Below are 22,184 nucleotides of genomic sequence, written 5' to 3'. Positions count from 1 at the left end.
ACCATTCATTAGAAAAAATAATCCGAATCTAATTTGGCTATTCTTTGGTGGTAAGCAAACGTTTGCGCGCTTGGGTCTGAGCGGTCGTAGTTGAGGGTGATTTGTGATGGTATGTATGTGATGAATGAGAAAAAGTTAACTATTAATTTAGCGTATTCAACAAGAGTTATCTCGTGAGTTGTGTTTGAATCGTATGAATTATTTGCGCCGTGACTCCCCATATTAGGTGGTTTTTAAACGGGATGTTGTACACGACTCTGCGAGAACCATTAAAGTATCCACTTAAGGCGTGTATATTCGATTTATTGAATAAATATTCAACCGGAGCCTCGAACACAACATCCACTTCATTAGGGTCAGTTTGGGGTTGATAGCGATTGTCAGCAAAGGCAATGACAGGAGTAACTTCAAAACCACTGATGGTCTTAATTGGCTCGAGTTGACCGAGGTGATGGATTTGATTGGCGACTAGCCCAATTTCTTCATTCGCTTCTCGCATGGCGGTTTCAAATGGCGTTGTATCGCCTTTTTCTGTTTTCCCGCCAGGGAAGCTTATTTGCCCAGGGTGATGGCGAAGATGAGATGCGCGACGAGTAAATATAATGTTGAGACCCGACTCTCGCTCCACGAGACCTATCAGCACAGCCGCGGTACGAAAGGTATCGTGCTCTAAGTCATGGTGCCTTGTGAAGCTTTCTCTATGGTATTCCGAAGGTGGAGTGAATAGAAAACGTTTCAGAAACTCATCTTTATCCATAAATGCCTACTTTTCCTAACTATCTTATTAATTGTTAATGAAAATTGAAAAAATGACTAGTGTGGATCATGCTTTTATTACCAAAGTCGTAAATATGGTTACTTGATGAGGGGGGAGAATGAAGGGCTTAATATTTACCGAATTCCTTGAGTTGGTTGAAGAAAAGTTCGGTTTACCAACGTTGGATAAAATACTTGATATTACAGGAGACGATGGTGTTTATACGTCCGTAGGCAGCTACAATCACCAAGATTTGGTTAAGCTTATCGTTGCTTTGAGTAAAGAGACTGGAGTCGGCCCAGATGATCTTCAAGAAGTATTTGGGAAGGTAGTATTCGTCAAGCTCTTAAGTACATTACCGCCAGAAGACGCTTTAAACCACAGTAAAAGTACATTCCAGTTTCTTCGCCATGTAGAAGACTACATACATTTAGAGGTGAAAAAACTGTATCCCGATGCTCATCCACCCAAGTTTAAATTTCTGTCAGAAAACAAAACTGAGTTGGTGATGGATTATCAAAGTGCCCGATGTATGGGGAGTGTTTGCAAAGGATTGATTCTGGGGTGCGCTGATCATTTTCAAGAAAATTTAGTGGTGAAAATGAAAACTAAGTCTGACGATGCCAGTTTAGTGAGGTTTACCCTCACGCTTATTTAGCGAGGCGAGAATGAATTCCGAGATCGAACTACTGGAAAGAAAGCTGCGTAGAGAAGTGGCCGCAAGAAAACAGGCCGAAAAATTGCTCGAAGAAAAAGCGATTGAAATGTACAGCTTAAATCAGCAGTTGGATGAAAGCTTACAGCAGGCGAAAGCCCAGTCGGATGCACAGCTACTTAAAAAACAGTTTCATGAGCATATCTCTAGGATCCTGATTCGCTATGGCAGACAGTTTCTAAAACATGCACCAGATGAAGTCATTCTCAATAGTATGGTAAAGGAGCTTTGTAATAATGAATTGATGACTAGCGCGAAAGTTCTTTTACTTAAAAAAGACACGTTGGGCCTTTCAACAACCGAATTTGGCGGATTGGAGTACCACGTTATTCCGCTTCATGTTATCGAATATGCTGATAAATTTTGGGATGGGAAAGGTGTCTTGTGGTGGCCACTAATGGCAGAAGGCATGATGGTGGGTGTTCTGGCTGTAAACCCCGCTCCAAGTGTTGATGACAAGGGTTGGATCGAGAATCAAATAGTGTTGGTAGCAGAGTTGGTGAGCAGTGCCATTAGCCGTCAGTTGATACTGCGTAACGCAATTGATGAACGCGAGCGCGCAGAAGCCTCAGAGCGAGCGACAAGAGACTTCCTTGCCATGATCAACCACGAACTAAGAACGCCACTTAACGGTTTGCTAGGGACCGTTGAATTACTTTCAGACACCAAACTTACCAACGAACAGGGGAAGCTGCTCAATACACTGGATCAATCTGGGCAATTTTTAAGAGTGATCATTGATGATTTGCTCGACTACAGCAAAATCAGCGCGGGTATGATGCAGCTTCAAGAAAAAGCCTTTCGCTGGTCAGATATTCAAACAACGCTACTGAGTATCTTTTCTAATTTGGCGAAAGAGAAAAGAATCGATTTTCGTTTAGAAGGTTTTGACGGCATCCCAGCTATATTGATTGGCGACACGGAGCGAGTTAAGCAAGTGTTTGTCAATTTAATAGGAAATGCAATCAAGTTTACTGAATCTGGGTATGTGTCCGTAAATGCGTCTTGGGAGTGTGGTTGGTTAACATTTTACGTCCAAGATACGGGGTGTGGGATAGATGAAAAAGATCAATCCAATCTCTTTCAGCCCTTTATCCAAGCCGATATTTCAAGCAAAAGAAATCATGAAGGTACGGGGTTAGGTCTCGCCATATGTAAGCAGCTTATTTCTATGATGCAAGGGTCAATCCACCTGAAAAGTGAACTGGGTAAAGGGACCCGCTTTGACGTGTCATTGCGTTTACCTGAAGGAGACCTTAAAGATGTAGAGCCGGACAAATTGGAAAATCTAGCCCACGATGAAACGCTTGATACGCTCAAGGTTTTAGTGGTGGAAGATTTAAGAGTAAATCAATTTGTTATCAAGAAGATGCTGAAGAAGCTCGGTATTACCCCTGAGTTTGCCAATAATGGGCAAGAAGGTGTCGATGCAATGAGCAATGGGCATTATGACGTCGTTTTTATGGATTGCCGCATGCCTGTAATGGATGGGTTTGAAGCGACACTGACATTACGCGAGCGCAATATCCGAGTTCCTATCGTCGCTTTAACCGCAGGGACAACGTTGTTGGAGCGGGAGCGCTGTTTGAAAGTTGGAATGAACGATATTTTAAATAAGCCTTACACCAGCGCCGATCTCAAAAGTGCGCTTATTAAATGGGGGCTTTGATTCGCCCCTGTGCTAGAGGTTGATGCGGTCTAATCGGGACGAGCTAGCTAAGAGCGGGCAAGATTCGGCTGAGCTTATCGAACGTTTCTTGGTACTCAGCGTTTGCTTCACTGTCTGCCACTAATCCACCGCCTGCCCAAACGTACAGATTTTGATTTTCCGCCACCAACGTGCGAATGGTGATACTTGTGTCCATTTTCCCGCAGCGACTAATGTAACCAATACTACCGCAGTAAGCGTTGCGGCGGTGCGGTTCTAGCTCTTCTATGATTTCCATCGCTCTTACTTTTGGTGCCCCAGTAATCGAACCTCCAGGAAAACAAGCGCGTAATAAATCGGTTGCTGACTTGTCTTCAGCTAGCTCTGCCGTAACCGTACTTACCAAATGGTGGACAGCCGGAAAGCTCTCAATTGCAAACAGTTTTGGAACGGCAACGGAACCGGGTTTCGCCACCCTACCTATATCGTTTCTGAGTAAATCAACAATCATCAAGTTTTCTGCCTGATCTTTTTCTGCCAGTTTTAAAGATTGCGCTTGCGCTTCATCTTGTATTGGATCGTCCGATCTTGGTCTGGTGCCCTTTATAGGCTTAGTTTCGATTAGTCCGTTTTTAAGCTGTAAAAAGCGTTCAGGAGAAATGCTGATGATCGCGCTGCTTTCCATGCGGATAAAGGCAGAGAAAGGCGCTTTGTTTTGTTCTTCAAGTTTTAGGTAAGCAAGCCATTCGCTGCCTTCATAATTGGCTGAAAAACGTTGCGCCAAATTGATTTGGTAACAATCCCCAGCTTGCAAATAATCCTGAACTTGATTGAAGCGTGTAACGTACTCGCTTTTACTTAGGTTGGACTGCCAGGTGCTGACAAGTGAAAAGTCATCACGTTTTTGCACTTCAGTAATGCCAGACAACCATTCCCATTGGGATTGTGCAGAAACACCGATAAGCGTTGCTTTCTTTAATTGGTGATCACAAATCAATGCCCAATCATAAATGCCGACAGCCATGTCCGGAGAGCGGATATCTTTTTCGGCTTGCACGGGCAGTGACTCGACACGTCTTCCCAAGTCATAGCTAAAATAACCCAAAGCACCGCCTACAAATGGTAAATCATCGATAGGCTGTATTTTTGGAAGGCATTCCGATTGAAGAGTATCCAAAAGCAGAAAAGGGTCATCTTTGAATTCAAAAGACTCATCGCCTTTGGCAACCGTCGTATTGTCTCCAGACGTAATGATAGTTGCGACTGGGTTTGCTACAAGAATATCAAATCGACTATCTGGATGGCTTTCAGAAGCGGAACGCAGCAGCATGGACCAAGGTTGTGATTCGATTTTGCCGAATAGGTCTGATGCAAGCGAAGGTGAGTACTCAATAGAGACCGAAGATAGAGTTTTAATAGACTTGTTATTCATTTGTATAAATTTGTGACAAAGAGTTCGGAGACTACGTAGCGGATTATGGCGAGCAAGAGTATCATAAAAGAACACGAGAGGATGCATCCGTACTAACGGTCTGATTAAAAAGCATCCCATGTGGAAGCAATCGTTAAGACTTCTTGCTATACCTAAGCCACTTTGAGCTGTTTAACAAAGCCAAAAGTGCCTTTGGTATACAAAATGGAAGCATAAATTATAACAATCGAGGCAATGTATGACTGTCATTCGTAAGCAAGATGTTATCAGCAGTGTGGCTGATGCACTTCAATACATTTCTTATTATCACCCTATGGACTTTGTCCAAGCCCTAGATGAAGCCTACCAACGTGAAGAAAGCCAAGCAGCAAAAGATGCTATCGCTCAGATTCTGATCAACTCGCGCATGTCAGCCGAAGGTCACCGTCCTATTTGTCAGGATACGGGCATCGTGACGTGTTTTGTGAATATCGGAATGGGAGTGCAATGGGACTCTTCAGATCTAACCGTTCAACAAATGGTAGATGAAGGTGTACGCCAAGCTTACACCAATCCAGATAACCCTCTGCGTGCGTCGGTTCTGATGGACCCTGCTGGCAAGCGAATCAACACCAAAGACAATACCCCAGCTGTTGTTCATATTAATATGGTGCCGGGTGACAAAGTTGAAATTCAAATCGCAGCGAAAGGCGGCGGTAGTGAAAACAAAACCAAAATGGTAATGCTAAACCCATCTGACGATATCGCTGAATGGGTTGAGAAAACGTTGCCAACCATGGGCGCAGGCTGGTGCCCTCCGGGTATGTTGGGTATAGGCATAGGCGGTACAGCTGAAAAAGCCGCAGTATTAGCGAAAGAATCGCTCATGGAACATATAGATATTCATGAGTTGATCGAACGTGGTCCTGAAAATGCGGAAGAAGAGTTACGTTTGGACATCTTCAACCGTGTGAACCGACTTGGTATTGGTGCGCAAGGGTTAGGTGGATTGACTACAGTCGTCGATGTGAAAATCAAAACAGCGCCTACGCACGCTGCATCGAAACCAGTGTGCTTAATTCCTAACTGTGCCGCAACTCGACATGTTCACTTCACGTTGGATGGTACCGGTCCTGCTGAATTAACACCGCCTAAGTTAGAAGATTGGCCAGATATTACGTGGGAAGCGGGTGAAAATACACGTCGTGTTAATTTAGATACCGTTACTAAAGAAGATGTACAAAATTGGAAGACAGGCGAAACGGTACTGCTTTCAGGTAAGATCCTAACAGGTCGCGACGCAGCTCATAAACGCTTGCAAGGTATGCTTCAAAGTGGAGAAGGCTTACCAGAAGGGGTGGACCTGAAAGGTAAATTTATTTACTACGTTGGTCCTGTTGATGCGGTCGGTGATGAAGTTGTGGGACCAGCAGGTCCAACGACCTCGACGCGAATGGACAAATTCACGGACATGATGCTTGAAGAAACAGGCATCATGGGAATGATTGGTAAAGCGGAGCGTGGTCCTGCGACGGTAGAATCAATCAAAAATCACAAAGCGGTTTATCTAATGGCCGTTGGTGGCGCTGCTTACTTAGTGGCGAAAGCAATTAAGAAGGCGCGCGTTGTGGCATTTGAAGACTTAGGCATGGAAGCAATTTACGAATTTGAAGTTGAAGATATGCCGGTAACCGTCGCTGTTGATTCAACAGGCGCAAATGCGCATCAGATTGGCCCAGATACTTGGAAAGTAAAAATTGCCGAAGCCAACAAGGTTTAATGGGCTGGCATAGAGAATAGTTAGGTTTGAGTATAAGCCAAATCTCACTTTTCAAATATTGATTATAAAAACGCAGCTAAGGCTGCGTTTTTTGTGGTTTTTCATTTGGTAAGGGTTAGTATCGGTTTATATCGATCTCAGAAAGGCAAAAACTAAAAGGAGAAATGATGCCTCGCTTTGTTAAATTTCTACAAATTCTGATTGCTGTTATCGTCGGAGCGATCGTTGGTTACGACATGATCCTTCGTGGTATCGCCATTTTTCAGGAAACCTACGTAATCACCACAGTTGTTCTGACTTTACTACTGGAACTGGCGTTATTTGTTATCTACAAATTGATTGAAGACGATTAAGAAACAGTTCATCTGGTATTAATCCCATTTTTTGCATACTCTGGCTGCGGTTAGTACTGGAGTATGTGAATGAAACGAATCACCCAAGAAGTCAATGATTTAGTCCATCGCGGAATGGACAGGCATGTAAAGCTGGCGGTTACTGGTCTTTCGAGAGCAGGAAAAACAGCTTTTATCACTTCGTTGGTTAATCAACTGCTTCATTCGTCTACTCACGACAATCTTCCCTTATTGGCAGTTTCGCAAGAACATCGACTTGTTGGTGCCAAGCGCGTGCCTCAATCGAATCTCATGGTGCCTCGTTTTGGCTATGAAAATGCCATAGACTCGCTTCAATCCCTTCCTCCAGAATGGCCCAAACCGACACGAGACGTCAGTGAAATTCGCTTGGCCATTAAATATCGCCCGCATTCAGGTGTGATGAAATACCTTTCGAGTACGGCAACAATGTATTTGGATATTGTTGATTATCCGGGAGAATGGTTACTGGATTTACCGCTTCTTGAAATGAGTTTTGAAGAGTGGAGTCAGTCGCAGTTTGAATCGATGAAAAATGCTCGGAAAGCACTCGCGCAAGAATGGCTTAGCGCGATGGAAAGGTTTACACCTAATGCAGACGCTAATGAAAAGGAATTGGCTGAACTGAGTGCTAGCTATACCTCGTTTTTGCACCGATGCAAAGATGAAGGGTTTCATTGGGTGCAACCCGGGCGCTTCGTGTTACCTGGAGAATTAGCAGGCGCACCCGTATTACAATTTTTCCCTCTGCAAGACTTTTCCAACGTTGATGACACTTTGAAAGGCAGCCAATATTCCATGTTAAAGCAGCGTTATCAGGAATATCAGCAAAAAGTGGTGAAAGCGTTCTATAAAGAGCACTTTTCAACATTTGATAGGCAAATTGTACTAGTGGATTGCTTGCAACCCTTAAATGCGGGAAGAGAGTCTTTTAATGATATGAAAGGGGCGATTGAGCAGCTTCTTCGATCATTCAAATATGGCAGGAATAATCTACTAAGACGCCTTTTTTCGACCAAAATAGACAAAGTACTCTTTGCCGCAACAAAGTCTGATCACGTTACACCCGATCAGCATGCCAATTTAGCTTCATTGCTAAAACAAATGGTACACCCAGCATGGCAACACGCCGCATTCGAAAATATAGATATGAGTTGTATGACATTAGCATCGATACAAGCTACGCAAGCGGGGTTTGTTGGTACTGGTGACGACAACTGCCCTGCAATACAAGGCACGCTCCTTTCAGGTGAAGCGATGACGCTTTATCCCGGTGAAGTGCCACGTACTTTACCCGACGAGCGCTACTGGGCAACGCATTCCTTTGATTTTCAAAGTTTCAGACCTTCGCAGGTTGGGGAGGGCGAACCATTGAATCACGTTCGGATGGATAAAGCGTTGCAATACTTGATAGGGGACAAACTAGCATGAGTGAATTCAAACCCAAACGCGTTTTTAACGAATCTTTAGACGGTGAAAATGAGCAAGCAGAGAGGGAGCTCAATGCGCACCTTCAGTTTGATGAAAAATCCAAATTTGTGCCTGCTGAAGTGACGGTTGAATCAGAAAACGATGAGAACTTAGAATCTGTTATTAAGCCCTCGACTAAAGGGCGTTGGGGAGTCGCAGGGATACTCGCAGGGTTTACAGGGCTGGTTGCTTGGCAAACGGTCGATACCTTTTTAACGGCTTTTCAATCAGGAGACTGGTTGGCGTTTGGTTGGTCTGCCTTTGTTGCAGGACTCGCTTCAATAGGTATTGGTGTTATTGGAAAAGAGCTTTGGAGGCTGAAAAAGCTTCGCCAACGGTTCTCTACCCAAGATAATGCGCAGGCTATTTATGAAGCCGACCAAATTGGTAAAGCGAAACCATTTTGCACTTCTATCGCTAAGCAAGCTGGAATAGATGAACTTTCACCTTCGTATGATCGTTGGGTAAATGCGATTAACGCCAACCACAGTGATCAAGAAGTTCTGCAAATGTACGACAGTATTGTGCTTAAGGAACTGGATAAGAAAGGAAAAGATCTTATCACACGCTCTGCAAGTGAATCGGCATTGCTGGTTGCGGTGAGCCCGTTAGCAACCGCTGATATGCTTTTGGTGGCTTGGCGAAACTTTAAATTAATCGATGAGCTCGCAAAATTGTATGGTGTTGAGCTGGGGTATTGGTCGCGCATCAAATTACTAAAGCTCGTTCTAGTAAACATGGCTGCCGCAGGGGCAACGGAGCTCGTTGCCGACGCCAGTATGGATCTTCTTTCTATGGATTTAGCAGGGAAGGTTTCTACCCGTGCAGCCCAAGGTATTGGAGTCGGTTTACTGACTGCTAGGCTCGGTATTCGAGCTATGTCTTTACTGCGCCCAGTACGCTGGCAAGCGAGCGACAAGATCAAGCTCGGAGACGTGAGAAAAGGCATTGTTTCGCGTATTTCCAAATTGGCTTCTTAAGGATGTTCCCCCGGCGGCTGTCGATCTTTCGAGATGATTGTTGCGTTTTTTGTATATAGAACCAGCAAACAGCACCGCTAATTCCTTAAGAACTCTCAATTTTGGGGAGTCCTCTTGACTGTCTTTCGTGCTTGTCCCAGACTTGGTGTCAACTTTTCCTGACACCTTGATGGACTCCAGAGTGCGTTTAGAAGTTTTATGTGAAGATCGATTAGGTCTAACCCGTGAGTTGCTGGGTATCCTCGCGACCAAAGAAATCGACCTCAGAGGGATTGAGATCGATCGTCGTGGCATCATCTACCTCAATTGTCCTGAAATCGAATTTGATGATTTCCGTGATCTCATGGCACAAATCCGTTTAATTAGCGGCGTAACAGATGTGCGAAAAATCCAATTTATGCCAAGTGAAAGGCAAAGCACGGAACTCATGGCGTTGTTGGCTAATTTGCCTGATCCTGTTCTATCTGTGAGCTTAAAGGGCACCATAGACGTCGCAAACCACTCAGCCCATGACTTGTTTTTTCATCAAGGCGCAGAACTCATCGATGAACCGATAGGTCATTACATACCACAATTCAACTTTGCACGCTGGCTAGAAGAGAGCAGTGCGCGCTTTCGCGACTCGGTTGTCATCAATGGCCTAGATTACACGCTAGAAGTGATGCCGGTGTACATTACTGGCGAATCTAACGATACGGTTTTAGCCAGCGCGGTAGTCACGTTGAAAAACCAACAACCAAATGTGCAAAGCGATCCTTTCTTGTCGGAAAGTAATAACTTAGGTTTTGAGCATTTTGTAGGCAGCTCAAACCGACATAAAAGCTTAATGGCGCAAGCCAAAAAACTTGCCACTATGAGCCAACCATTACTAATTGAAGGTGAAACAGGTACTGGTAAAGAGATGCTGGCGCGAGCATGTCATAACCGCTCAGAAAGAGCGAGTCACCCCTTTCTTGTTTTAAGCTGCGCTTCAATGCCAGATGATGTAGCCGAAACAGAACTGTTTGGTCATGCTCCTGGGACGTTTAACAATCAAGCAGGGCACGTAGGCATATTTGAACAAGCCAATGGCGGAACGGTTTTTCTCGATGAAATTGGAGAAATGAGCGCGCATCTGCAAATTAAGCTTTTACGTTTTTTGCAAGATGGAACGTTTCGTCGTGTTGGTGAAGAAAAAGAAGTGCATGTCGATGTTCGAGTGATTGCTGCAACCAAACAAATGCTCGTTGAATTAACGGAAACAGGCGTCTTCCGTGAAGATTTGTATTATCGTCTTAACGTTTTAAGCTTGCATATCCCAGCCTTAAGAGAACGCAATGCGGATGTTGCCACCTTGTTGGATCTCTTTGTATCTAAATACGCTCATCAATTAGGGATTAACAAACCAGCCATTAGTGAAAGTGCACTCGACGAGCTCAGCCAGTATCCATGGCCGGGTAATATTCGTCAGCTCGACAATATGGTTCTAAGAGCGATGACTCGATTATCCGGCGATACGCTTCAAATTGATGATTTTGAACTTCCTTCAATTGAGCAATCTAATGCGTTTGTTGGCATTAATATGGATGGATCGCTCGACGAGATCATGAAGTCCTATGAGTCTCAAATTCTTCAAAACTTATACCAATCGTTCCCTTCCAGTCGTAAATTGGCCAAACGCTTGAATGTGTCACATACATCCATTGCTAACAAATTACGCGATTACGGAATTAGGAAGCCCTAGTCATGAGTTCATTCATAATGCATGCGTCTTGCAGCGGTGTGATTGTGCGTACAGCAGAACCCGGTGACGCAAAGAAAATCAGTGAATATTTCAGAAGAAATAAAGCGCATTTGAAACCGTGGGAGCCTAAGCGCGAAGAGGCATTCTTTCGTGAAGATGGGTGGGCACAGCGACTAATAAAACTCCACGAGCTTCACCGGATGGGATTGGCGTTTTACTTGCTTATCATCGACGAAGAAACGGACGAAATGATGGGGACAATTTCTTTTAGCAATATATCTCGTCACCCTTTTCATGCATGTAATGTTGGTTACTCTGTTGCAGAATATCATCAAGGAAAAGGCGTGATGAAAACCGCGCTCAAAATATCCTGCGATTGGCTATTTGAAAATCAAAATTTGCATCGTATTATGGCCGCTTATATCCCGACTAACCAGCGTAGTGAAGGGGTTTTGAAGCACCTAGGTTTTCAACTTGAAGGGAAGGCAAAAGATTATTTGCTCATTGATGGTAAGTGGCGAGACCACAACCTAACTTCATTGATTAACCCTAACTGGCGCGAAAAGCCAGATTACTCTAATTAATAAAGGAAACACATGTCCTATTTGTCCTTGGATGATTATCAACGCAAATGGATTTTTACCCATCAGTCGATGCCTGTTCCTGAAGCAGAACTGAGCCATATAAAGCCCATGACACAAGCGCGAGCTGCGCAGCTTTGGAAAGAAAATATCAGTGCTCAAAGCCCTGATTCTGAACGTCTTAGCTCTCAAGACTGGCCAATGAAAACAAGTAATTGGTTACATGAAGTCGATTGGATGCAAGATTGGGATTCCGATATAGAAGACCTGCCCGCTGAAGTTTTGGAACACATTGATTGGCAAGACGATGTCACCGTCTATTTCTGTTATGAGAAGTACAATATCATTGAAACGAAATGGGTATTCTTTAAGAGATATTGGAAGAACTTCCTTTTTTATGATGACGGACCGATCTTAATTGCTCGCCGTCGTAATGAAGCACTTTGGTTTAACGGGAATGGTAACGTAAAAGTGGGTTACCGTAATAAGCCGTGATGAACCTTTAGAGTTTGTACTTAAGAGACCGCCATGTATTCATGGCGGTTTTTTTTGCTTTGAAATTTCTCAATATGAAAGTTGGTGTAAGAAGTTGAGCTTTATAGTAAAAAACCCGAGAATCATAAAGTATTGATAAATCGAATGTAATGTAAAAAAATGATATTTGACTCGCAAAATGGTGGATCATCTTAGAAAGAGAACTAGCATTATTTTTAGGGTTGATTTTACCCATAATAAAAATAAGGGGATTAAAAAATGCTAGTTAGGAAACATTTTCTGTCCAAGTTAACGAGACTTGGCTCCATCTCTTCCGCTGTATCGTTAGGTTGTCTTCTGGTGGTATTTGGAAGTACCGCAGGTACCATAAAAGTGGGCATGTCTACAGCGTTGGAAGGTCCTGCAAGTGGCTTAGGTACCAATGTGAAAGCGGGTGTCGAAAGCTATTTTAAGATGGTTAATGATGCGGGTGGTGTTAACGGCAACAAACTGGAGTTAATCGCGATTAATGACGGTTATGAACCAGGAAAAGCAGCGAACAATACGCGAGCGCTGATAAACGACCATAATGTGGTTGCTATGATCGGCAATGTAGGTACACCAACTGCGGTTGTCACCGTACCCATTGCAAACGAATTGAAGGTGCCACTCATCGGAGCCGTAACCGGTGCTGGCTTACTCCGCCAAAGCCCTCCAGACCGATATATTATTAATTACCGTGCGAGTTATGCACAAGAAACAGCCGCAATGATTGACGGCTTACTCGGTAGCGGTATCAAGCCGGAAGAAATTGCATTTTTTACTCAAAAAGATGGGTATGGCGATGCGGGTTACAACGGCGGTGTGAGCGCACTTAAATCTCATGGTTTTACGGATATTGGCTCTATTGCCCATGGTCGTTATGAGCGAAATACCACAAACGTAGAAGATGGGTTAATCACGGTTTTAGATGCAGAAGTTGAACCGAAAGCCATCATTATGGTTGGTGCTTATAAGCCTTGTGCAGAGTTTATCTCCTTGGCTCAAGAAGAGTTACCCGATGCTTTGTTCCTAAACGTTTCGTTTGTCGGCAGTGTGTCCTTGATGAAAGAGCTAGGAGAGAAGTCTGAAGGCGTCATTATCACTCAGGTCGTACCGCACTACGAAGCTGATTTACCCACCGTCAATGAGTTTAGAGCATCCCTATCCAGTTACAACAATTCAGTTCCGCCTTCATTTTTGGCACTAGAAGGTTACCTTGCAGCAAAAATTCTTGTTGATGGAATAAAAAGCAAGTCAGGTATCTTGAATTCAGAAGACATCGTCAATGGTATCCAAAGTTTACGTAATTTTGATTTAGGCATCGGAACCAAAAACATGCTAGATGCAACTCATCATCAGGCGAGTAACGATGTTTGGCCGACTCAAATCAAAGGTGGTCAGTTTGTGAAACTGAACTGGAGCGAACTGTAAAGTGTAAGTGAGGTGGTTTATGTCTTCGAGTAAAGCGAATGCAAAGTTATCAATCAAGCTGCTTGTCTTTTTATTATCGGGAACCAGCTTGATCGCTATTGCTGTTTTGCTGATGATGTCCCTGTATTCAATGCAGCGAAGTGAAGTGGGGCAGCAAAAATTGGGTACGATGTCTACCTTGCAAGAATCTATGGGGCTCGCTCAAGAATCTGTGTTCACTTTACTTTCGAGGACGACCACCATCCTCTCTTCACTGAAAAGTGAGGAATTGACCAATCTACCTGATATCTCCAATGCAGACGAAGAATTTAAGCTTTTGTTGGATAAATTCGAAGCGTCTATGCCAGGGCTTATCGATCGTGCTTCTTTAGAGGCGTCGTTTAAGCACGATATTGAAGAAACAAATCTTTTGATGGAAGAAAAGCGCGATCAACTTAAAGATGAGTTTATGCTTCGCGAAAAGATCGCAACGTTCAGCGTTGTCCAGAAAGACCTGCAAAGTGCCATAGATAGCTTGGATGGGAAAATTGCGTTTGCGATCAAGCGTAACGAAAGGAAGTTAAAACGAACGCTAAAAAGTAAAACATTGGCAGACGACCCTAAAAAGGTCGCAGACTTGATCAAGTACTCTAATGAATCACTAAGTAGTAGTGCTGTCGTTGCAAAAAGTAATGTCTCTAAGCTTAGGTTTGATATTTCTGCATTAGGTGGGTTGGTTTGGAAAGCGGCAGCTGCCGAACAAGTGGATACCATTATTAGTATTCAGGCGAACCAAGTTAAGCAGATACTCGATGGCATTAACAAGAAAATGTCTTCGATTAATGGCTATGTTAATGAGATCAATAAATATCAAAAGGAATATCAAAAGCTGGAAGCGCTTTTGAACCAGTTTTTATTGATCGCATTTAATGACAAAGCATCCATATTTTACCTTAAGCGCCACATCATTGAACTCGGCGAGAAAATTCGCGGAGAAGTGATGGAAGTGAATAGCACAGGGGAAATTCTAAGCAGTAAGCTTCAAGATATTTCAAGCAGTGTTAATGACCTCAAGAATCAGGAGTTAGAATCCGTAACCCTCGTTCTACAAAGAAACAAGTTGATACTAAATGTGGTCAGTGGTGTGGTGATACTTTTCACTATTATCATCAGTATTACCGTCGTTCGACTTATATCAGGATCACTTAGGTCTTTGTCGGATGCATTAGAACAAATTGCGCAAGGTGAAGCGGACTTAACGGTTAGGCTAGAGAAATCCAAACTCAAAGAGCTCGGAAAGGTCGGCGATTTATTCAATCATTTTGTAAGTCGCATTGAGAAAGTGATTGTCGAAGTATCAAGCATGACCCAGCACCTAGATAAGTCGGTAAATACGTTAGTGGATGAGTCCAAGTATTCTCGTGACTTAGTGGTTCAACAGGATGTCGAAACCAAACAAGTCTCCTCCTCAATGGAGAAAATGCTCTTGGTCGTCGAGCATGTTAAAACCAATATTAGTTCGGCAGATGAAGCATCAAACGTCGCCCGTGAAAACGGAAAATCGTCTTCAAATGAATTGGAAAGTGTGGTGACCAATATCCAGCGACTTGATGACGTTATGGGTAATGCCGATCAAGTCATGCGAGAACTGAAAACTCGATCTGATTCGATTAGCTCTGTATTGGGGGTTATCTCTGAAATAGCAGAGCAAACCAATTTACTGGCACTTAATGCGGCAATTGAATCGGCTCGTGCCGGAGAGCACGGAAGGGGTTTTGCCGTTGTTGCCGATGAAGTAAGAAGTTTGGCAGGACGTACTCAGCAGTCGACACAAGAAATCGGAACCATTATTGAAGACTTACAGCAAGGAACAATGAATGCCGCAAAAGAAATCGATGAAGCGGTCAAAATGGCGGATGAGGTTAGTAAGTTAGTCAATCAAGCTAACGATTCAGTGAACGTCAGTGTCGATTCAATTACAGAAATTGCCCATCGTTCGTCGGATATTTCCCGAGCAGTGGACGAACAGGTCACCGCCTCTGAAAGTGTCCAAGACAGCATCAGTGTGATGCAAGGGAACACAGAAAAATCACTGGTGAGCGCAGGTAATGTGGACGAGTTGAGTGAGAGCCTAAATCAACTCAGCGGATCATTAAGAGATCTTGTCGGTCAGTTTAAGTGCCAAGCGTCTTAATATATACCCAAGTAACCTCAAGATGCTAGGTTCAGCGAGAGTTAACTGGCTTTCAGGCAAGGCATCGATTTGAAGATCTAGTGGTTCTAAATCAAGAATCGATAACGCAGTATGAAAGCCAGTTAAACTCGCCCTTGGGAGCTCATATTCTGCCCCACTTCATCGTCAAAGAACTTGGAAAGGACTTGTCATTCCGCTGCGTTCTTTTCCTTGAATTGAAACAGAATATGAGGCTCTGAATCCTGTACCTTGAGGTTACTTGGGTATAGCAGCGTATTACGCATACTGACTTTTACTGTATAAAAAAACAGCTTTTTCTTGACTCGTACTTTTAAACTTCTATACTGTATGTGTATACAGTTTTTATAGGAGGGCTGAGTATGTTGTGGGAAACAATGGAAAGGGTGAACAAATTACGTCAGCAAGCATTGGCTGACCCCGAATTTATCAAGGCTGCAAAAGAGCATGAAGACGTATTGAAAGCAATGGCGAAAGAAGAAGCGATTGTTCGAAAGAAACGCTTGAAAGCAGCGCAGGAAAACAAACTAAATCGTGGACCTAAATTGTTGTCAGATATTTATAGTGAGTCAGTATTTGGTGCCAACCCAACGGGTGAACAGCACTGATTCAAGTATCAATCTTACTTTTAGGCGTATTACTATATTAATGAATAAAACCAGCTTACGAAGATAGCTGGTTTTTTTCTTTCTCAACACAGCGAAACCTATACCCAACCTCCATTCTTATTGCATCTCTCTCTCGAATTTAACTTTTCTATGTAGAGATAACTGACTGTATTGCCTAGACTTGTCATAAAGCTTCCAAATTAGGCAATCTCATGCGTTCCCAGTTACTACTTTTAATGCACAAAGCATACATAAAAGCACTGAAACTCGCGGCAGACATTATTCCGATCCCAAAGCCGACTCTGTTTCAAGGAAAGGATTCGCACAAGCAGCTGTGCCACTCTATTTCATTACTGGGTATCAAGCGTGTTCTTATCGTTACTGATGAGGGGATTTGTTCATCTGGTCTACTGGAAAAGTTGGAATCGGAATTAGTGCGAGCCAGCGTCGAATACTCGGTGTTTAAAAAAGTTACACCGGATCCAACATACGATCAGGTTGAACTCGGTTTGGAACAATATCGACGTGACCACTGCCAAGGAATATTGGCATTGGGAGGAGGGTCCCCAATCGACTGTGGGAAAGTCATCGCGGCGAGGGTGACCAATAAAAAATCCATCAAGCGCTTAACTGGGTTACTCAAAGTTTGGCGTGCGCCAGCCCCACTTTTTGTTGTGCCCACAACGTCGGGCACCGGGTCTGAAGTTACGGTTGCAGCGGTGGTATCCGATCCGTTTTCTCATCAAAAAACACCACTAATGGATCCGAAATTGGTTCCTATGCTGGTTTCGTTGGATCCTGCTTTCTCAATGGGATTGCCTCCACATATTACCGCTCATACCGGTATGGATGCGTTAACCCATGCCATTGAAGCGTACATATCAGTAAATGCGAGCCCTGAAACGAATGGGTACGCAAAAGCTGCCATCACCTTAATTCACGAGAACCTAGAAAAAGCCTTTATTTATGGTCAGAACAGTGCGGTTCGCCAGAATATGTCGCTTGCTTCATACTATGCTGGTTTAGCCTTTACGAAAGCAAGCCTTGGCTATGTTCACGCCATCTCACATAACATTGGGGCTAAGTACGGTACACCTCACGGGTTAGCGAATGCCGTGATATTGCCGCATGTCTTAGAGTTTTCTAAACCCGCGGTGACCAAGCAGCTGGCCGAACTTGCGGATCTTATTCATGTCAGTGAGCCCAAAAGCACCGAGAGGATGAAAGCCCAAGCGTTTATACAGTATGTCCAAAGCCTTCAGTCAAAACTTCATATCCCTGAAAAGCTGGATAAGCTGGTGGATGAAGATATTCCGGAGATCGCAAAAGCGGCATTGTACGAGGCGCAATGGAATTACCCTATACCTAAACAGATGAACCAGCATCAGTGCGAATTGCTTATTCATAAACTTCTCCCATCGACTTAGAAGCGTTTTCCTAAGCACAAGCTTGAGTATAGTTGTTGCCGATTCCAGAATTTGGTTTGTGCTTAGTTCTAAAGCCAACCCAACTCCTATTCCATTTCCCATTCGAAGTTGCACTCGCTACCTCGCACCTTTAGGTGATTGAGGTATAAGCTCGTGTTTCACTCTTTCACAAGGCTTCTTTTCCATATTTTAAATAAAACTTGTAAAGGGAGTTGATCTGATTGAATAATTAAATTAACGTAAACAATCTTAATGTGAAGATAAATTAATCCAATTAGAATCAGAAAATGTTTAGGAGAGAAGCATGAAACTAGCAATCATATCTGGAAGCCATCGAGCACAGTCGCAAAGTTTGAAAGTAGGGAAGTTTCTTAAATCTCTCAGCCAGCAGCATGACTTTGAAGAAGCTAAAGTGTATGACCTTCATGCACTCAATTTTCCTATGTGGAATGAAGGCGTATGGCAGGGTAGCGAAGAGTGGCAAACGTGGCGAGACGTTGCTTCTGAACTAAAAGAAGCGGACGCATTTGTATTTATTACACCTGAATGGCATGGAATGGCGACCCCAGCAATAAAGAACTTTTTAATGCTGACAACAGCCAATGAATTGGATCATAAACCCGCGTTACTTGTTAGCGTCACCGTGAGCATTAATGGTGTGTATCCCATCAGTGAACTGAGGCTGAGCGGGAGCAAAAACAATCATGTCTGCTTTTTGCCTGATCACCTTATCTTTAGAAATAGCCAAGAACTTTTAGATGAAGAGAATCACTGCACCGATGAAGCGTTTAGTAAGCGTGCGAATTACACCATGTCTCTACTTTCTGCATACTCACATGCTTTAGCGCCAATCCATCGAGATATGTTAGAAGCAGGCAAAGAGTTTACCTACGGCATGTAGATAAGGTCTAGAATCAAACGAGTTTAGCTCTCCAGCCCAAAGCATGGCGTTATGTACTTTCTATAACGCGATGCTTAATCCGGCTAAGTCCTACAGGGGTGACGCCAAGGTATCGGGCAATATCATTTTGTGTCACTTTTTCAATCAACTCAGGTGAAGTTTCAAGAAGCTTTTCATAACGTTGCTGTGCGGATAAACACAGTAAATCCCTTTCACGTTGCTCTTTTTTCATTGCGAACTTTAGCAATATCTCTATGACATCTTTAGACAGCTCTTGATCGGTCAAACTGGCAGAATGCAGCGCTTTAAAATCAAATCGGACTAATGTACACGGCTCTAAGCAAATCAAGCTAAAAGTATTTTGCATCTGTGCATACGCCGCCGACATACTCCCAATAACATCTCCTATCTGCAGAAAGGATTTTATCGTCTCTTTGCCTTCACTTGTTATGTAGTAGGCCTTAAGCATCCCCTCTTTGATGACGTACATAGAAGAATCGGAATCTCCTTGCCTAAATAAGTGGTCACCCATTTCTTTGTGCAGTGCTGTACCGTTTTGCTCAATAAAACTCAAAAAATTCATCACTTTTAACCCAGGTTAACGCTCGCCTGCTGGCAAAGCTCTAAAGTCCTTTTCATGAAGCTTAATGCATTCAGTTGAATTGGAGAAGTAAATGGAATTAACAAATAAAAAGATCATCATTACTGGCGGAACATCGGGTATTGGGCTCGATTTAGTGCGTATGTTGAGTAAGCAAAACAGGTTGATAGTCATTGGTCGAGATGCGGCAAAACTAGCGAAGTTATCGGCAGACTTTAACGTAGTAACGTATCAGGCTGAGCTATCAGATATCAGTTCCGTTGAATGGATCGCCAGCTCCATCATCAAAGACCATAAAAAGATTGATGTGCTCATCAACAATGCTGCTGTGCAATATACCCCGAGTTTTATAAGTCAGAATTTCAAATACGAAAATATTCAGCGAGAGATCACCACAAATTTCACCTCTGTATGTTGTTTAACCTCTTTGCTTTTGCCAAGCCTAATGAACGCCCCTAAGGCGGTCATTCTCAACGTCAATTCCGGCTTGGCTCTCATGCCTAAAACAACATCCGCCATATATTGCGCCACTAAGAGCGCGTTGAATTCTTTTTCTCGGTCGCTTCGATACCAACTAGAGGATACCAATGTTCGAGTGTTGCAAGCGCTCATGCCTTTGGTCGAAACCAAGATGACGGATGGTCGAGGGAGCGGAAAACTGACTTCGGAAGATGCAGCTAATCGGTTAATTGAAGGGATAGAGAAGCAAATAGAAGACAACGATATTGGAAAAGTAAAACTGCTTCGGTGGTTAATGCGCTTGTCGCCAGGAGCTGCGGCAAATTTGATGAAGCGAGCATAACCATGAAAGCAATGATAGGGCTGATAGGAGGCTTAACAATGGGACCCATTTCAGAGGCAAGTGGTATCGAGATAAACGTAACTGGTATAGATGTGGATAGGGGAGGGAACCTTATTGTCTTCATTTTTGGTGAAGATGGTTTCCCTAAAATTCACGCAAAGGCTTTGCAAACTCAAACCCAATCGCAGCTTAGTACGGCTATGTCTTTTACGTTCGATATTCCGCAGCAAGAAATCGCGATCAAAATACTCCACGATGAGGACGAAGATGGAAAAGTGACGAAAAATTGGACAGGTATTTACCCCGCTGAAGGGTTGGGTTTTTCAAAGAAGCAAAAGGTGTCGCTAACTGGTGCCCCTGTATATAAGAAATCCAAGCTAGTGAGATCCGAGTTCGAGTCGGGTGTGAACATTGAAATGGTGTATCCATAGGAGGTTTAAATGACATCTTTAATCAAAGTTATGCTGATTGTGGCAAGTATATTTGCCTCTACTTTTATCATTTTAAAAGTCGCGGGTGTACTCAGTATTGAGCAAATTGAATCTTGGCTAACGTACGCGAAATCCTTGTCGCCCATTTACGTAGGAGGAATGACAATATTACTGCTCTTTGCTGATTTGTTTGTCGCGATGCCGACGCTGACGATCACCATACTGTCTGGCTACTTTTTAGGTCAGTGGTATGGCGCGCTCGCTGCCGTGCTTGGGATGATGCTCGCGGGTTGTATTGGTTTTGTTTTGGGAAGACGATACGGCCATCGAATATTGGCTTTTATTGTCAAAGATGAGGAAAAAATTCTAGAAGTGAGAGCCGCATTTCAGAGCCACGGTTTTACTATGATTTTGTTATCAAGAGCGGTGCCGATATTGCCAGAGGTGACAGCGTGTCTAGCTGGAATGACTGGAATGTCATTCTCACGTTTTATTACAGCTTGGTCACTCAGCACCATTCCATATTGCTTGATTGCGGTTTATTCGGGATCTATCAGCTCTCTGGATAACCCTAAGCCTGCCATTATTACCGCCGCATTACTCACGTCTGGTTTATGGCTAGGCTGGTATTTGTTCCGAAGGTTCAAACTTCGTAGTGCGGCTACTTAACAATGTACAGAATTTAGCAATGCATGGTATTTAGGGTCTGTTGATCTTTCGTGGTTAAATTTTGTTCGATTTCTATGCCTTTTAATCGCGGCGCAAGGTGTGTAGCCTAGTCATTCTAAGCAAATACCTTGCAACAAAGAGTAAAAGGCATGGGAACGGGGACGCCTAGTTGAACCCTTCGGGCAGCATTTGTGGCTTACTTCTACTGCGTTATCGCTCATTGATGTAGAGCGACTACACCGAATAAGCTCTGCCTTGTATAAATCACCCACAAATTGCTGCAAAAATCATCTCGAAAGGTCAACAGACCCTAGTCATGGACTAAATCACACGATTATCGCCGCAGCTATAAGCAATGATTTGGCTTATCTCAGTTAGGCTGCGTCCACTTTCTTGCTGCCACTGTGCAAAGGCATGGTTGGCGGCTTTTAAGGCGCTTTTCGTGTGGTTTCCGCTGGTTACAACCCCCGTATTCCTTAGGTGTGATTCAACATCTGAAGATAGGATAAAAGTATCTACACCGAGCTGACGCAAAGCATAAGGACCCGTGTTACCACCTAGGCGTTTTCCATGCTTTTTAAGGTAAATCCAAAGATCGGTGATGCATTCGCTTTTCGTGTTAGCGACCATTTCTGCAAAGGAGCCATATTCGTGTCTGGCTTCGTATATCATTTGAGCATTAGCTGGGATGGACATCACTTTCGTTAGATGGCGAATAATACGCGGATCTTGAGCTTTTTGTTCCCAAACGTCGTCCGATAACATCAATAAAGGCTCAACTCTGAACTGAAAGAAAATGTCCTCAAAGTTTTCCCATTTACTTTTAACAACCTTCCAGGAAATCCCACATTGGAATACTTTTAACGTGAATTCTGCCAGCCAACGATCGTCAGGAATAAGAGCAATCTCCTCTGGGCTTAGGGGCTTAGAAAGTAAGCTCTCGAGATTACTAGCACCGCCTTTTCTTTCCTTTGCACGTTCATAAATATTTTGGAACTTCTCTCTAGGCATTTAAATATCCTTAAATATCATGCTGGTATGGTCAAATCATGCCGTGTAGTTTTGTAAAACACCTGTACAAATGATAACTATTCGCATTTAATGTTGCGTAATGAGGTAAGACTACACAGCTTAGTAAGGGTCTTTGACCTGTCGTTAGAGGTCAAGATCT

At 43.4% G+C, this 22,184-nt stretch carries 21 protein-coding genes; 17 read left to right on the top strand and 4 right to left on the bottom strand.

What is annotated here, in order from left to right:
- Positions 1-166: 166 nt before the first annotated feature.
- The gene (locus Q8W40_RS00170; protein ID WP_305395361.1) at positions 167-757 is read right to left on the bottom strand and encodes a CoA pyrophosphatase; all 591 of its coding nucleotides are present in this window, start codon (positions 755-757) and stop codon (positions 167-169) included.
- A gap of 118 nt (positions 758-875) precedes the next feature.
- On the opposite strand from Q8W40_RS00170, the gene Q8W40_RS00165 reads away from it, so the two are divergent.
- Both Q8W40_RS00165 and Q8W40_RS00160 read left to right on the top strand, forming a co-directional pair.
- Positions 876-1,415 carry a heme NO-binding domain-containing protein gene (locus Q8W40_RS00165; protein ID WP_305395360.1) on the top strand — a complete coding sequence of 180 codons (540 nt, stop codon included), beginning with the start codon at positions 876-878 and terminating at the stop codon, positions 1,413-1,415.
- A gap of 10 nt (positions 1,416-1,425) precedes the next feature.
- Positions 1,426-3,141 (top strand): ATP-binding protein, encoded by a 1,716-nt coding sequence (locus Q8W40_RS00160; RefSeq protein ID WP_305395359.1) that lies wholly within the window; start codon positions 1,426-1,428, stop codon positions 3,139-3,141.
- A gap of 43 nt (positions 3,142-3,184) precedes the next feature.
- Here Q8W40_RS00160 and pabB read toward each other — a convergent pair whose 3' ends face one another.
- On the bottom strand, positions 3,185-4,552 hold the full coding sequence (gene pabB / locus Q8W40_RS00155; RefSeq protein ID WP_305395358.1) for an aminodeoxychorismate synthase component 1: 1,368 nt from the start codon (positions 4,550-4,552) through the stop codon (positions 3,185-3,187).
- 238 nt (positions 4,553-4,790) lie between these two features.
- On the opposite strand from pabB, the gene Q8W40_RS00150 reads away from it, so the two are divergent.
- The 12 genes from Q8W40_RS00150 (at position 4,791) to Q8W40_RS00095 (ending at position 18,510) form a co-directional block, all read left to right on the top strand.
- The gene (locus tag Q8W40_RS00150) at positions 4,791-6,311 is read left to right on the top strand and encodes a fumarate hydratase (protein WP_101114689.1); all 1,521 of its coding nucleotides are present in this window, start codon (positions 4,791-4,793) and stop codon (positions 6,309-6,311) included.
- Between the two features lie 167 nt (positions 6,312-6,478).
- Positions 6,479-6,664 carry a hypothetical protein gene (locus Q8W40_RS00145; protein ID WP_101114690.1) on the top strand — a complete coding sequence of 62 codons (186 nt, stop codon included), beginning with the start codon at positions 6,479-6,481 and terminating at the stop codon, positions 6,662-6,664.
- Between the two features lie 69 nt (positions 6,665-6,733).
- Positions 6,734-8,113: a YcjX family protein gene (locus Q8W40_RS00140; RefSeq protein WP_305395357.1), complete on the top strand. Its 1,380-nt coding sequence runs from the start codon at positions 6,734-6,736 to the stop codon at positions 8,111-8,113.
- Positions 8,110-9,132, top strand: a complete 1,023-nt coding sequence (locus Q8W40_RS00135) for a YcjF family protein (protein ID WP_305395356.1) — start codon at positions 8,110-8,112, stop codon at positions 9,130-9,132. The genes Q8W40_RS00140 and Q8W40_RS00135 overlap by 4 nt, the downstream gene beginning before the upstream one ends.
- Before the next feature lie 181 nt (positions 9,133-9,313).
- Positions 9,314-10,855, top strand: a complete 1,542-nt coding sequence (gene tyrR / locus Q8W40_RS00130) for a transcriptional regulator TyrR (protein WP_101114693.1) — start codon at positions 9,314-9,316, stop codon at positions 10,853-10,855.
- 2 nt (positions 10,856-10,857) lie between these two features.
- The gene (gene rimJ / locus Q8W40_RS00125; RefSeq protein ID WP_305395355.1) at positions 10,858-11,439 is read left to right on the top strand and encodes a ribosomal protein S5-alanine N-acetyltransferase; all 582 of its coding nucleotides are present in this window, start codon (positions 10,858-10,860) and stop codon (positions 11,437-11,439) included.
- A 12-nt stretch (positions 11,440-11,451) separates the two neighbouring features.
- The gene (locus Q8W40_RS00120; protein ID WP_305395354.1) at positions 11,452-11,931 is read left to right on the top strand and encodes a DUF2947 domain-containing protein; all 480 of its coding nucleotides are present in this window, start codon (positions 11,452-11,454) and stop codon (positions 11,929-11,931) included.
- 258 nt (positions 11,932-12,189) lie between these two features.
- Positions 12,190-13,383: an ABC transporter substrate-binding protein gene (locus Q8W40_RS00115; protein WP_305395353.1), complete on the top strand. Its 1,194-nt coding sequence runs from the start codon at positions 12,190-12,192 to the stop codon at positions 13,381-13,383.
- A gap of 19 nt (positions 13,384-13,402) precedes the next feature.
- Positions 13,403-15,556 carry a methyl-accepting chemotaxis protein gene (locus tag Q8W40_RS00110; RefSeq protein ID WP_305395352.1) on the top strand — a complete coding sequence of 718 codons (2,154 nt, stop codon included), beginning with the start codon at positions 13,403-13,405 and terminating at the stop codon, positions 15,554-15,556.
- Positions 15,557-15,936: 380 nt separating this feature from the next.
- Positions 15,937-16,182: a hypothetical protein gene (locus Q8W40_RS00105; RefSeq protein ID WP_305395351.1), complete on the top strand. Its 246-nt coding sequence runs from the start codon at positions 15,937-15,939 to the stop codon at positions 16,180-16,182.
- Between the two features lie 212 nt (positions 16,183-16,394).
- Positions 16,395-17,609, top strand: coding sequence for an iron-containing alcohol dehydrogenase (locus tag Q8W40_RS00100; protein WP_305395350.1), 1,215 nt, complete (start codon positions 16,395-16,397; stop codon positions 17,607-17,609).
- A 304-nt stretch (positions 17,610-17,913) separates the two neighbouring features.
- A complete protein-coding gene (locus Q8W40_RS00095; protein WP_305395349.1) occupies positions 17,914-18,510 on the top strand; it encodes an NADPH-dependent FMN reductase in 597 nt (198 codons plus the stop codon).
- 49 nt (positions 18,511-18,559) lie between these two features.
- On the opposite strand, the gene Q8W40_RS00090 is transcribed toward Q8W40_RS00095, so the two are convergent.
- Positions 18,560-19,093, bottom strand: a complete 534-nt coding sequence (locus Q8W40_RS00090) for a Crp/Fnr family transcriptional regulator (protein ID WP_305395348.1) — start codon at positions 19,091-19,093, stop codon at positions 18,560-18,562.
- A 91-nt stretch (positions 19,094-19,184) separates the two neighbouring features.
- On the opposite strand from Q8W40_RS00090, the gene Q8W40_RS00085 reads away from it, so the two are divergent.
- From Q8W40_RS00085 to Q8W40_RS00075, 3 genes are read left to right on the top strand one after another with little or no spacing between them, the layout of a single operon-like run.
- Positions 19,185-19,913 carry an SDR family oxidoreductase gene (locus Q8W40_RS00085; protein ID WP_305395347.1) on the top strand — a complete coding sequence of 243 codons (729 nt, stop codon included), beginning with the start codon at positions 19,185-19,187 and terminating at the stop codon, positions 19,911-19,913.
- Positions 19,914-19,915: 2 nt separating this feature from the next.
- A complete protein-coding gene (locus Q8W40_RS00080) occupies positions 19,916-20,344 on the top strand; it encodes a DUF2141 domain-containing protein (protein WP_305395346.1) in 429 nt (142 codons plus the stop codon).
- Between the two features lie 9 nt (positions 20,345-20,353).
- Positions 20,354-21,013: a TVP38/TMEM64 family protein gene (locus Q8W40_RS00075; protein ID WP_305395345.1), complete on the top strand. Its 660-nt coding sequence runs from the start codon at positions 20,354-20,356 to the stop codon at positions 21,011-21,013.
- A 321-nt stretch (positions 21,014-21,334) separates the two neighbouring features.
- Here Q8W40_RS00075 and Q8W40_RS00070 read toward each other — a convergent pair whose 3' ends face one another.
- Positions 21,335-22,024, bottom strand: coding sequence for a DNA-3-methyladenine glycosylase I (locus Q8W40_RS00070; RefSeq protein ID WP_101114703.1), 690 nt, complete (start codon positions 22,022-22,024; stop codon positions 21,335-21,337).
- Positions 22,025-22,184: the final 160 nt, after the last annotated feature.

The sequence above is a fragment of the Vibrio penaeicida genome (assembly GCF_030689305.1).
In the GTDB taxonomy this organism is placed as follows: domain Bacteria; phylum Pseudomonadota; class Gammaproteobacteria; order Enterobacterales; family Vibrionaceae; genus Vibrio; species Vibrio penaeicida_B.
Note: the sequence above shows the minus strand (reverse complement) of the source record. Positions and strands in the feature narration are given on the sequence as shown.

Coding starts and splice junctions, on each gene's coding strand:
- Q8W40_RS00100 (WP_305395350.1), top strand. CDS start 16,395: ATGCGTTCCCAGTTACTACTTTTAATGCACAAAGCATACATAAAAGCA.
- Q8W40_RS00085 (WP_305395347.1), top strand. CDS start 19,185: ATGGAATTAACAAATAAAAAGATCATCATTACTGGCGGAACATCGGGT.
- Q8W40_RS00105 (WP_305395351.1), top strand. CDS start 15,937: ATGTTGTGGGAAACAATGGAAAGGGTGAACAAATTACGTCAGCAAGCA.
- Q8W40_RS00095 (WP_305395349.1), top strand. CDS start 17,914: ATGAAACTAGCAATCATATCTGGAAGCCATCGAGCACAGTCGCAAAGT.
- Q8W40_RS00140 (WP_305395357.1), top strand. CDS start 6,734: ATGAAACGAATCACCCAAGAAGTCAATGATTTAGTCCATCGCGGAATG.
- Q8W40_RS00135 (WP_305395356.1), top strand. CDS start 8,110: ATGAGTGAATTCAAACCCAAACGCGTTTTTAACGAATCTTTAGACGGT.
- Q8W40_RS00090 (WP_305395348.1), bottom strand. CDS start 19,093: ATGAATTTTTTGAGTTTTATTGAGCAAAACGGTACAGCACTGCACAAA.
- Q8W40_RS00150 (WP_101114689.1), top strand. CDS start 4,791: ATGACTGTCATTCGTAAGCAAGATGTTATCAGCAGTGTGGCTGATGCA.
- Q8W40_RS00075 (WP_305395345.1), top strand. CDS start 20,354: ATGACATCTTTAATCAAAGTTATGCTGATTGTGGCAAGTATATTTGCC.
- Q8W40_RS00170 (WP_305395361.1), bottom strand. CDS start 757: ATGGATAAAGATGAGTTTCTGAAACGTTTTCTATTCACTCCACCTTCG.
- Q8W40_RS00160 (WP_305395359.1), top strand. CDS start 1,426: ATGAATTCCGAGATCGAACTACTGGAAAGAAAGCTGCGTAGAGAAGTG.
- Q8W40_RS00110 (WP_305395352.1), top strand. CDS start 13,403: ATGTCTTCGAGTAAAGCGAATGCAAAGTTATCAATCAAGCTGCTTGTC.
- Q8W40_RS00115 (WP_305395353.1), top strand. CDS start 12,190: ATGCTAGTTAGGAAACATTTTCTGTCCAAGTTAACGAGACTTGGCTCC.
- Q8W40_RS00165 (WP_305395360.1), top strand. CDS start 876: ATGAAGGGCTTAATATTTACCGAATTCCTTGAGTTGGTTGAAGAAAAG.
- Q8W40_RS00120 (WP_305395354.1), top strand. CDS start 11,452: ATGTCCTATTTGTCCTTGGATGATTATCAACGCAAATGGATTTTTACC.
- Q8W40_RS00070 (WP_101114703.1), bottom strand. CDS start 22,024: ATGCCTAGAGAGAAGTTCCAAAATATTTATGAACGTGCAAAGGAAAGA.
- Q8W40_RS00080 (WP_305395346.1), top strand. CDS start 19,916: ATGAAAGCAATGATAGGGCTGATAGGAGGCTTAACAATGGGACCCATT.
- pabB (WP_305395358.1), bottom strand. CDS start 4,552: ATGAATAACAAGTCTATTAAAACTCTATCTTCGGTCTCTATTGAGTAC.
- rimJ (WP_305395355.1), top strand. CDS start 10,858: ATGAGTTCATTCATAATGCATGCGTCTTGCAGCGGTGTGATTGTGCGT.
- Q8W40_RS00145 (WP_101114690.1), top strand. CDS start 6,479: ATGCCTCGCTTTGTTAAATTTCTACAAATTCTGATTGCTGTTATCGTC.